Origin of the sequence: Actinomycetospora chlora (assembly GCF_039542135.1) — a bacterium.
Taxonomy (GTDB): Bacteria; Actinomycetota; Actinomycetes; order Mycobacteriales; family Pseudonocardiaceae; genus Actinomycetospora; species Actinomycetospora chlora.
Genome location: NZ_BAABHO010000067.1, coordinates 19,436 through 28,621, shown reverse-complemented (window position 1 = coordinate 28,621; position 9,186 = coordinate 19,436). Strand labels below are relative to the sequence as shown.

At 74.5% G+C, this 9,186-nt stretch carries 8 protein-coding genes; all 8 read right to left on the bottom strand.

Features of this window, described 5'->3' with window-relative positions:
* Positions 1-140: 140 nt before the first annotated feature.
* Positions 141-1,019 (bottom strand): SRPBCC family protein, encoded by an 879-nt coding sequence (locus ABD994_RS27725; RefSeq protein ID WP_345423578.1) that lies wholly within the window; start codon positions 1,017-1,019, stop codon positions 141-143.
* 101 nt (positions 1,020-1,120) lie between these two features.
* Positions 1,121-1,972 carry an FAD binding domain-containing protein gene (locus ABD994_RS27720; protein WP_345423575.1) on the bottom strand — a complete coding sequence of 284 codons (852 nt, stop codon included), beginning with the start codon at positions 1,970-1,972 and terminating at the stop codon, positions 1,121-1,123.
* A complete protein-coding gene (locus ABD994_RS27715; RefSeq protein ID WP_345423572.1) occupies positions 1,969-4,467 on the bottom strand; it encodes a xanthine dehydrogenase family protein molybdopterin-binding subunit in 2,499 nt (832 codons plus the stop codon). Before ABD994_RS27715 ends, ABD994_RS27720 begins: the two co-directional genes overlap by 4 nt.
* Complete coding sequence (locus ABD994_RS27710) at positions 4,467-4,991, bottom strand: (2Fe-2S)-binding protein (protein WP_345423569.1); 525 nt, start codon at positions 4,989-4,991, stop codon at positions 4,467-4,469. Before ABD994_RS27710 ends, ABD994_RS27715 begins: the two co-directional genes overlap by 1 nt.
* 491 nt (positions 4,992-5,482) lie before the next feature.
* Positions 5,483-6,115, bottom strand: a complete 633-nt coding sequence (locus ABD994_RS27705) for an MOSC domain-containing protein (RefSeq protein WP_345423566.1) — start codon at positions 6,113-6,115, stop codon at positions 5,483-5,485.
* Positions 6,112-7,779: a mycofactocin biosynthesis glycosyltransferase MftF gene (gene mftF, locus ABD994_RS27700; protein ID WP_345423563.1), complete on the bottom strand. Its 1,668-nt coding sequence runs from the start codon at positions 7,777-7,779 to the stop codon at positions 6,112-6,114. The genes ABD994_RS27705 and mftF overlap by 4 nt, the downstream gene beginning before the upstream one ends.
* Complete coding sequence (locus tag ABD994_RS27695) at positions 7,763-8,401, bottom strand: phosphoribosyltransferase family protein (RefSeq protein WP_345423561.1); 639 nt, start codon at positions 8,399-8,401, stop codon at positions 7,763-7,765. Before ABD994_RS27695 ends, mftF begins: the two co-directional genes overlap by 17 nt.
* An 89-nt stretch (positions 8,402-8,490) precedes the next feature.
* Complete coding sequence (gene mftE / locus ABD994_RS27690; protein ID WP_345423559.1) at positions 8,491-9,168, bottom strand: mycofactocin biosynthesis peptidyl-dipeptidase MftE; 678 nt, start codon at positions 9,166-9,168, stop codon at positions 8,491-8,493.
* Between the last annotated feature and the right edge of the window lie 18 nt (positions 9,169-9,186).

Sequence of the window (9,186 nt, the reverse complement as noted above, 5' to 3'; positions counted from 1 at the left end):
GGGTCCGCTCCCGCACCACGCCCAGCAGTGCAGCGGTCATCCCCCGGGCGTTGCCGCTCGCGCCACCCCGTACACGAGCGAGGGGCCCCTCCGGTCGATCTGGTCGACCGGAGGGGCCCCTCGCTCGGGACGGGGTCGGACTACGACGAGCGCCCGCGCACCACGAGGATGATCGCGATGATCGCCGCGAGGACGCCGGCGCCGACGCCCACGGGGGCGAGGCGCTTGAGGATCGCGTCGCGCGAGCTGTCGAGCAGGTCGATCGCCTCGACCTGCTGACGGCGGGGCTGGCTCGGCTGCGCGGCGGACTCGCCCGCGCTGCTCGCCGCGCCACCGACCGACGCGCCGGGCTTGGCCCCGGCGTCGCCCTTGGCCGCCTCGGCGACGGTGGTGGGCAGGGCGGCGGCCGTCGGCGCGCCCGACCCGGAGGCCACCGGGGCCGGCGCGGGCGGGGCCGTCACCGGCGCGGCGTCGCCACCGGAGGCCACGGCCTCCGGCGCCGGCGCGGTGCCGTTGCCGCCGGACGCCGCGGTGTCCGTGCCCTGCACGGTCGGCGCGGCGGAGCCGCCGGCGCTGCTGCTGCCGAACTCGTCGGCGAGGCAGGAGGCGAACTGGCCCAGGATCTTGTCGCCGACGTCGGACATGACGCCGCGGCCGAACTGCGCCGGCTTGCCGGTCACCTGCATCTCGGTGAGGACGTTGACCTTGGTCTTGCCGCCCTCGTCGGTCATCGTCAGCGTCGCCTTGGCGGACGCGGTGCCGTTGCCGCGGGAGTCACGGCCCTGGGCGTCGACGACGACCTTGTGGTTGGTCTTGTCCCGCTCGACGAAGGTGCCCTTGCCCTTGTACGTCATGGAGATCGGGCCGAGCTTGACCTTCACGGTGCCCGTGAAGTCGTCGCCCTCGTGGGAGTCGAGCGTGGCGCCCGGGAAGCACGGCGTGACCTTCTCGGGGTCGTTCAGGGCGTCGAACACGGTGTCGATGTCCACCGGGACGGTGAACTCGTTCTCGAGCTTCATGGGCGTACCTCCTGGGAGGGTGCGGTCCACGACGGCGGCCCGCCCCCGCGCGGTGCGGGAGCGGGCCGTCGGCGTGACTTGTCGGTCGTCGATCGAGAGCGTCAGCCCGCGGCCGCGAGGACGGCCCGGCCCGTGAGCACCCGTGCGAGGTGCTCGCGGTAGTCGGAACCGGCGTCCGCGTCCGCGGTCGGGCTGGTGCCCTCGGCGGCGGCCTGGGCGGCCTTGCGCACATTCTCCTCGGTCGCGGACTGCCCGACCAGGGCCGACTCGACCGACCGGGCGCGCACCGGGGTGCCCGCCATGTTGGTCAGGCCGATGCGGGCCTCGGAGATCGTGCCGCCGTCGACCTTGACGGTCGCCGCGACCGCGACGATCGACCAGGCCTGCGCGACGCGGTTGAACTTCTCGTACCGCGCGCCCCAGCCCGTGTACTTCGGGAACCGGATCTCGGTGAGGAGCTCGCCCTCGCCGATGGCGGTGGTGAAGTAGTCCTCGAAGAAGTCCGCCGCCGCCACGGTGCGGGTGCCGTTCTGGCCCGCGATGACGAACTCGGCGTCGAGGGCCAGGGCCGGTGCCGCGAGGTCGCCGGCCGGGTCGGCGTGGGCCAGGGCCCCGCCGAGCGTGCCGCGGTGGCGCACCTGCGGGTCCGCGACCGTCTTCGTCGCCTCGCTGATGAGCGCGACGTGCTGGCGCAGGGTCTCGTCACGGGTGACGTCGTAGTGCGACGTCATCGCGCCGACGACGACCTTGTCGCCCTCCTCGCGCACACCCTTGAGCTCGGGGATGCCCCCGAGGTCGATGATCAGCGACGGGTCCGCCATGCGCAGCCGCAGCACCGGCAGCAGGCTCTGGCCGCCGGCCAGGAGCTTGGCGTCGTCGCCGCCGTCGCGCAGGGCCTGGACCGCCTCGTCGACCGTGGTCGGCCGGACGTAGTCGAACTGGGCCGGGATCACAGGTGCCCTCCCTGGGTGTCGCCCTTCGAGATGTCGCTGGCGGTGGAGCCGAGGCCGGCGCCCGGCGAGGCCACGTCCGCCTCGTCGGCGCGGCCCGCGTGACCCGACGCGCTCTGGATCGCGGTCCAGACGCGGTAGGGGGTCGTCGGCATGTCGATGTCGGAGACACCGAGGTGCCGGATCGCGTCGAGCACCGAGTTCACGACCGCCGGGGTGGAGGCGATCGTCCCCGCCTCGCCGACGCCCTTGACCCCGAGGGGGTTGGTGGTCGACGCGGTCGTGGTGTTCGCGGTGTCGAAGCTGATCAGGTCGGCCGCGGTCGGCAGCGTGTAGTCGACCAGCGTCCCCGAGAGCAGGGTGCCCTGGTCGTCGTACGCGGCCTCCTCGAACAGGGCCTGCGCGATGCCCTGCGCGAGACCGCCGTGGACCTGGCCCTCGACGATCAGCGGGTTGATGACGTTGCCGACGTCGTCCACGCAGACGTACTTGTAGAGCTGCACGAAGCCGGTCTCGGTGTCGACCTCCACGGCGCACAGGTGCGTGCCGTGCGGGAACGAGAAGTTCTCCGGGTCGAACGTCGCGTGGGCGTCGATGTCGGGCTCGATGCCCTCGGGGTAGTCGTGGGCGGCGAACACCGCGAGCGCGATGTCCTGGATGCCCACACCCTTGTCGGTGCCCTTGACCGTGAACTTGCCGCCGGAGAACTCGAGGTCGCCCTCGGAGGCCTCCAGCATGTGCGCCGCGATCGGCTTGGCCTTCTCGATGACCTTCTCGGCGGCCTTGACCACCGCGATGCCACCGACGGCCAGCGAGCGCGAGCCGTAGGTGTCGAGGCCCTTGTACGACGACTGCGTGTCGCCGTGGAGGATCTCGACGTCCTCGAAGGGCACGCCCAGCTGGTCGGCGACGATCTGCGAGAACGCCGTCTCGTGGCCCTGCCCGTGCGGGCTGACGCCGACGACGACCTCGGCCTTGCCGGTGGGCTGCATCCGGATGGACGCGGTCTCCCAGCCGCCGGCGCCGTAGTCGAGCGAGCCGAGCACGCGGGACGGGGCCAGGCCGCACATCTCGGTGAACGTCGAGATGCCGATGCCGAGCTGCTTGACGTCGCCGCGCTGGCGACGCTCCTGCTGCTCGCGGCGCAGGCCGTCGTAGTCGAACATCTGCAGGGCCTGCTCGGTGGCGGCCTCGTAGTTGCCCGTGTCGTAGGTCAGCGTGCTGACCGTGGTGTACGGGAACTCCTCGTGCTTGATCCAGTTCTTCTGGCGGAACTCCATCGGCTCCATGCCGAGCTCGAGCGCCACCTCGTCCATCATCCGCTCGATGCCGAAGGTGGCCTCCGGACGGCCGGCGCCGCGGTAGGCGTCGGTGAGCGTCTTGGTGGTGAAGACGTTGGTGCAGTCGAAGCGGTACGCCGGGATCTTGTAGATCGCGTTGAACATGAACGCGCCCAGGATCGGCACACCCGGGCCGACCAGGCCCAGGTAGGCGCCCATGTCGGCGAGGAGCTTGACGTCCAGCCCCGTGATCTGCCCGTCCTTGGTGACGGACATGGTGAGGTCCTGGATCTGGTCCCGGCCGTGGTGCGCGGTCAGCAGCGACTCCGAGCGCGTCTCGGTCCACTTCACCGGCTTGCCCGTCTTCTGGGCCACCAGCAGCGTCACGACCTCCTCGGGCGCGACGGCGATCTTGCCGCCGAACCCGCCGCCGACGTCCGGCGCGATGACGCGGATCTTGTGCTCGGGCAGGCCGAGCGTCAGCGCGAGCATCGTCTTGAGGATGTGCGGCACCTGCGTCGACGACCACATCGTCAGCTGCTCGGCGTTCGGGTCCACCACGGTCGAGCGCGGCTCCATGAACACCGGCACGAGCCGCTGCTGGCGGAAACGGCGGCGCACGACGATCTGGTCGTCGGCCGACTCGGCCTTCTGCAGCGCCTCGGCGACGCTGCCGCCGGAGCCGGCCTCGCCCGAGTCGAACACCCACTGGGCGTTCTCGTTCGTGCCGATCTCCGGGTGCACGAGGGTGGCGCCGTCCTTGATCGCCTCCTCCATGTCGAGGACCGGCTCGAGCTCCTCGTAGTCGACCTCGACCTGCTCGGCGGCGTCCTTGGCGATCGCGGCGCTGCGCGCGACGACCACCGCCACGCCCTCGCCGGCGAAGTTGACCCGGCTGCCGGCGAGGGCCGGGCGCTGCGGGGCCTTCATGTCCTTGGTGATCGGCCACGCACAGGGCAGCTGCACCTGGTCGGCGCCGATGTCGGCCGCCGTGTAGACGGCCACGACACCCGGGACCTGCTTGGCGGTCGACGTGTCGATGCCCTTGATCGTCGCGTGCGCGAACGGGCTGCGGACGATCGCGATGTGCAGCAGGCCGGTGAGGGCCTGGTTGTCGGTCCACCGGGTGCGCCCGGTGATCAGCCGACGGTCCTCCTTGCGGCGCCGATCACGACCGATCTCCGGTGCCGGGGTGGACGCGTTCTCCGTGGTCGTCATCAGGCGCCTCCCCCGGCCACCGTCTGCTTGGCGCCGGCCTCAGCGGTCGGGGCGGCGCCCGGCTTCATCTTCGACGCCGCGTCCTGCACCGCACGAACGATGTTCTGGTAACCCGTGCAGCGGCAGAGGTTGCCCTCGATGCCCTCACGGATCTCGTGCTCGGACGGGTCGGGGTTCTCCCCGAGCAGGTCGATCGACTGCATGATCATGCCGGGCGTGCAGTAGCCGCACTGCAGGGCGTGGTTGTCGTGGAACGCCTGCTGCATCGGGTGCAGCTGGCCGTCACGCTCGAGGCCCTCGATGGTCAGCACCTCGGCACCGTTGGCCTGGACGGCCAGCACCGAGCAGGACTTCACGCTCATCCCGTCGAGGTGCACGGTGCACGCCCCGCAGTTGCTCGTGTCGCAGCCGATCACCGTGCCCGTCTTGCCGAGTCGTTCACGCAGGTACTGGACGAGCAGCATGCGGGGCTCGACGTCGTCCTCGTAGACGAGGCCGTCGACGGTGGTCCGGATGCGTGCCATGGACCTCACTCCTCACTCGGCCGGACGACGTGGCACCGGAGCCCGGACGTCGAGGCCGAGGACGTGGTGGTGGTGTAACGGAACCGCGCCCGCCCACCCGACCAGGGAGAACGCGCGCGGGTCGCCGCCAACTCCGGCGTGGCGGCGGACACATCACACCCCCCACGTCGGGGCCGCGCAACATCCACTCGGTGTGGTGTCGCCACCCCGGATGCCGAGGTCGGCCGCCAGGGCGCCTCGTTCATCCGCACTCGCGGAGTCAGGTGGCTCCGCGCTCCGAATCTGCGGCGCGCTGGCCGCTCACAGCCGGTACGCGGCACCCGAAAGACGCCGTTCCGGACAGCCGAGTCCCCCTCCGTTCGGAGGGGTTCGCACCTCACGCCCCGCGTACACCCCGGTGCGCGCGGTGGCCGGGTCCTGCGAGCAACGCGGCATTGCTGGCACGGGGCGCCAGGATCGCCACATCCTCGCTGCGGCGACACGCCGTGGCATCACTCCTGCGCGAGCCGCATGCGTGCCCAGTCGTGGTACCAGGACGGGAGGCCCGGGGCGTCGAGCAGCCGGGCGGCGCGGTCGCGGTGGTGGTGGAAGATCGCGAAGACCTCGGCGACCGGCAGGCCGTGCTCGGGGCGGTCGGTGACGGTGACCGCGTCGCCGGCGGCGAGCGTGCCGGTGGCGACGACGCGGAGGTAGACGCCCGGCCGCACGGCGGCGACGAAGCGTCGCGGCATCGTCCGGTCGCCGGCGCGCAGGCCGAGCTTGAAGCACGGGATGCGGGGCTGGACGACCTCGAGCACCGCCGTACCGATCCGCCAGCGCTCGCCGACGACGGCGTCGCGCAGGTCGTACCCGGCGGTGGTGAGGTTCTGGCCGAAGACCTGGTCGTCGATCGCCCCGAGCTCGTCGCGCCACCAGGCGATGTCCTCGACGCCGTAGGCGTACACCGCCTTCTCCGGGCCGCCGTGGTTCACCCGGTCGGCCTGCTCGTCGCCCTCGAGGTTCTCGGGCCCGACCGCGACGGGCCCGGCGACGGGCTCCTTCCAGATCGCGGTGCTGGTCGTGTCGCCGTCGCGCGGGCCGGGGACGTCGCGGGGGCGGCCGACGGCGACGGTGCGGACGATCACCGCGGTACCTTCCCCGAGAGGTCCGGGCGCAGCGGTGCGACCGTCCGGTGCCGCCACGCGCCCCACCAGAGCCCGGCGCCGTAGGCGAGGTCGTCGAGGCGGTGGGCGACGACGTGCGCGACGGCGTCCGCCGGTCCGGCACCGGGCGGGCGGAAGCGGACCCAGTCGGCGACGCCCTCGGCCACGGCGGCGAGCAGCACGGTCCGCCGGACCCGGCGCGACACGAGCGCCCCGGCCGCGGCGGCGGGCCACCAGTGCCGCGTCAGCACCCCGGCCGCTTGCCACGCCGCCCCACCCAGCCCCCACGGCGCCAGCACGGCCGCCAGTCGGACCGGCGCACCCCAGGTGCGAGCAACGCGGCATTGCTGGCGTCCAGCACCAGGATCGCCACATCCTCGCTGCGGCGACACGCCGGGCCGGGCGTCGTGCAGCCCCTTGGCGAGCCGTCCCGTCGCGACGAGCGTGACGACGCCCGCCGCGACCGTGCTCCACCGGCGCTGGACGCCGAGGAGCGTGATCGCCGCGGCGGTCCAGGGAGCGAGGGCGAGCGGCGGCACGCGGCGGGGATGGCGCAGGGCCAGCGGGGCCGCGCCGGTGCCGTAGAACGCCTTGCGCGCGAGCCACGGCCCGACGGCGTCGCGGTGCTCGTGGGCGACCCGCGATGCCGGCTCGTAGCGGAGCCGCCAGCCGTCGGCGGCGATGCGCCAGACGAGGTCGACGTCCTCGGCGACGGGCATGTCCTCGGCGAACCCGGCACCCAGCGCCTCCCGGCGCACGAGCAGCGCGGCACTGGGGACGTAGGCCACCCGCGACCGCGCCGTCACGGGGGCCGGACGGGCCCCGAGGTCGAGGCTCGAGCGACGCTGCTCGTAGCGCTCGACGGCGTGTCGTGCGAGCGAGGATGTGGCGATCCTGGTGCTGGGCGCCAGGAATGCCGCGTTGCTCGCACCGGGCTCCTGCCAGGCCACGATCCGCGGGGCGGCGAGGGCGACGGCGGGGTCGGCGAGGTGGCCCAGCAACGGCGCGAGCCAGCCCGGCTCGGGGACGACGTCGGAGTCGAGGAACGCCACGAGCGCGCCGGTGGCCGCGGCCGCGCCGGTGTTGCGGGCGGCCGCGGGGCCCCGCGACGTCGCGTGCCGCACGACGCGGGCCCCCGGCGCCGCGCGCACCGTCGCCTCCGGGTCCGCCGAGCCGTCGTCGACGACGACCACCTCGCCCAGCTCCGGGGCCGTCGCGCGCAGGGCGGCGAGCAGGCGGGCGAGCTCGCGCGGGCGGTCGCGCACCGGCACCACGACCGACACCGAGTTCGGCGACGGCGCGTCCGGGTGCGACGGCTCCGGGTGCGCGACGCCGGCGTCGGTGAGCAGCCGCGCCAGCGCCGCGGACGTCGCGTCGGTGACGACCAGCCGCGCGTCGGCGGGGACACCGGCCGGGCCGGCCAGCCGGTCGTACGCCGCGGCCGACAGGTGCAGCACGCGCGGCGGCGACCCGCCGACCAGCGTGCGCCCCCCGTCGACGCGCAGGACCCGGCGGTCGAGGACGACGGCCCAGCCCGACGGCAGGCGCGGCGGCCGGGGGCGGGCGGACGGGGGTGCGGCGGTCGGGGTGGCGATGGCCGGCGAGTCTAGGCAGCGGGGCGCGCCGCGGTCAGCGACCGAGGACACGCCGGACGTCGTCGTCGGTCAGCTGCCCGAAGTCGCCGTAGACGTCGGACACCGCGCGGAAGTCCTCGGGCGCGAGCACCGCCACCACCGTCCCGTCCCACACCCCCGCGATCCGCTCCAGGGCCACCGGCGCCGCGACGGGGGTGGCGAGCACCACCCGTGCCGGCCCCACCGCGAGCGCCGAACCGAGTGCCGCGACCACCGTCACGCCGGTGGCGATCCCGTCGTCGACGAGCACCACGTCGCGGCCCGGGGCGGCGGCCCGCCACCCGGCGCCGTAGGCGAGCTCGCGGCGGCGGGCCTCGGCGCGCTCGGCGGCGACCGCGGCGGCCAGCGCCTCGGGGTCCAGTCCGGAGTGCTCCACGGCGCGGTCGAACCACACGGGCTCGCCGTCGACGGCCACCGCGCCCAGCCCCGCCTCCGGGCGGTCCGGCGCGGTGATCTTGCGGGCCACGCCCACGTCGACCTCCGCGCCGCCACCCAGCGCCGCCGCGGCCGCCGCCGCCACCGGCACCCCGCCCCGCGCCAGCCCCACGAGCAGCGGCCGGTGCAGCCCGAGCGCGGTCAGGTGCGGTGCCAGGGCCCGGCCCGCGGCGATGCGGTCGGCGAACGGCGGGGACACCGCCGCGACCCTAGGCGGCCGCCCACCTCGCCGGCGACGAGCGACGTCGTGACCTGGCTCGGAGCGACCGCTCCGGACGGGCGCGCGGCTCAGGTGAGGCGCCCCGTCGCCCCGTCCACCGACCACTGCTCGACGGCCCCGACGAGCGCCGCGACCATGACCGACACCGTCTCGGCGCCCTCGCCGCCGGTCGCGCCGGTGGGGTCGCCGAGCACGCCCGACGGGCTGACGTCGCGCACCGACCCGCCGACGATCGCAGGCATCAGCTCGCGCAGCGGGGCGGTGTTGCCGGGGGCGGCGAGGTCCTCGCGCACCGCGTCCGGCGCGAGCGCGAGCATCACCGCGGTCTCGTGGCGGCCGGCGTGGGCGTCGGCACCCGGGACACCGCACGGGAACCACGCGACGTCGCGGCCCTCGGCCCGCAGCATCGGCACCGCGACCCGCAGCGCGCCGACGTTGCCGCCGTGCCCGTTGACCAGCACCAGCCGCCGCGCGAACCGGCACGCCGAGCGGCCCAGCTCGACGATGACCGCGGCGAGCGTCTCGGTGCCGATCGACACCGTGCCCGGGAACCCCTCGTGCTCCCCCGACGCGCCGTAGGGCAGGGCCGGCGCGGTCGGCAGGCCGCTGCGGGCGGCGACGGTCGCGGCGATCGTCGTGTCGGTGCCGAGCGGCAGGTGCGGGCCGTGCTGCTCGGTGGCGCCGACCGGCACCAGCAGCACCGGCACGTCCTCGCACTCGGCCCACCGCGCGTCCCCCAGCTGCACCCCCGAACCCTATGTGAG

Excerpts from the sequence above, each read along its gene's own strand:
- ABD994_RS27715 (WP_345423572.1), bottom strand. The coding sequence starts at position 4,467 with ATGACGACCACGGAGAACGCGTCCACCCCGGCACCGGAGATCGGTCGT.
- ABD994_RS27725 (WP_345423578.1), bottom strand. The coding sequence starts at position 1,019 with ATGAAGCTCGAGAACGAGTTCACCGTCCCGGTGGACATCGACACCGTG.
- ABD994_RS27710 (WP_345423569.1), bottom strand. The coding sequence starts at position 4,991 with ATGGCACGCATCCGGACCACCGTCGACGGCCTCGTCTACGAGGACGAC.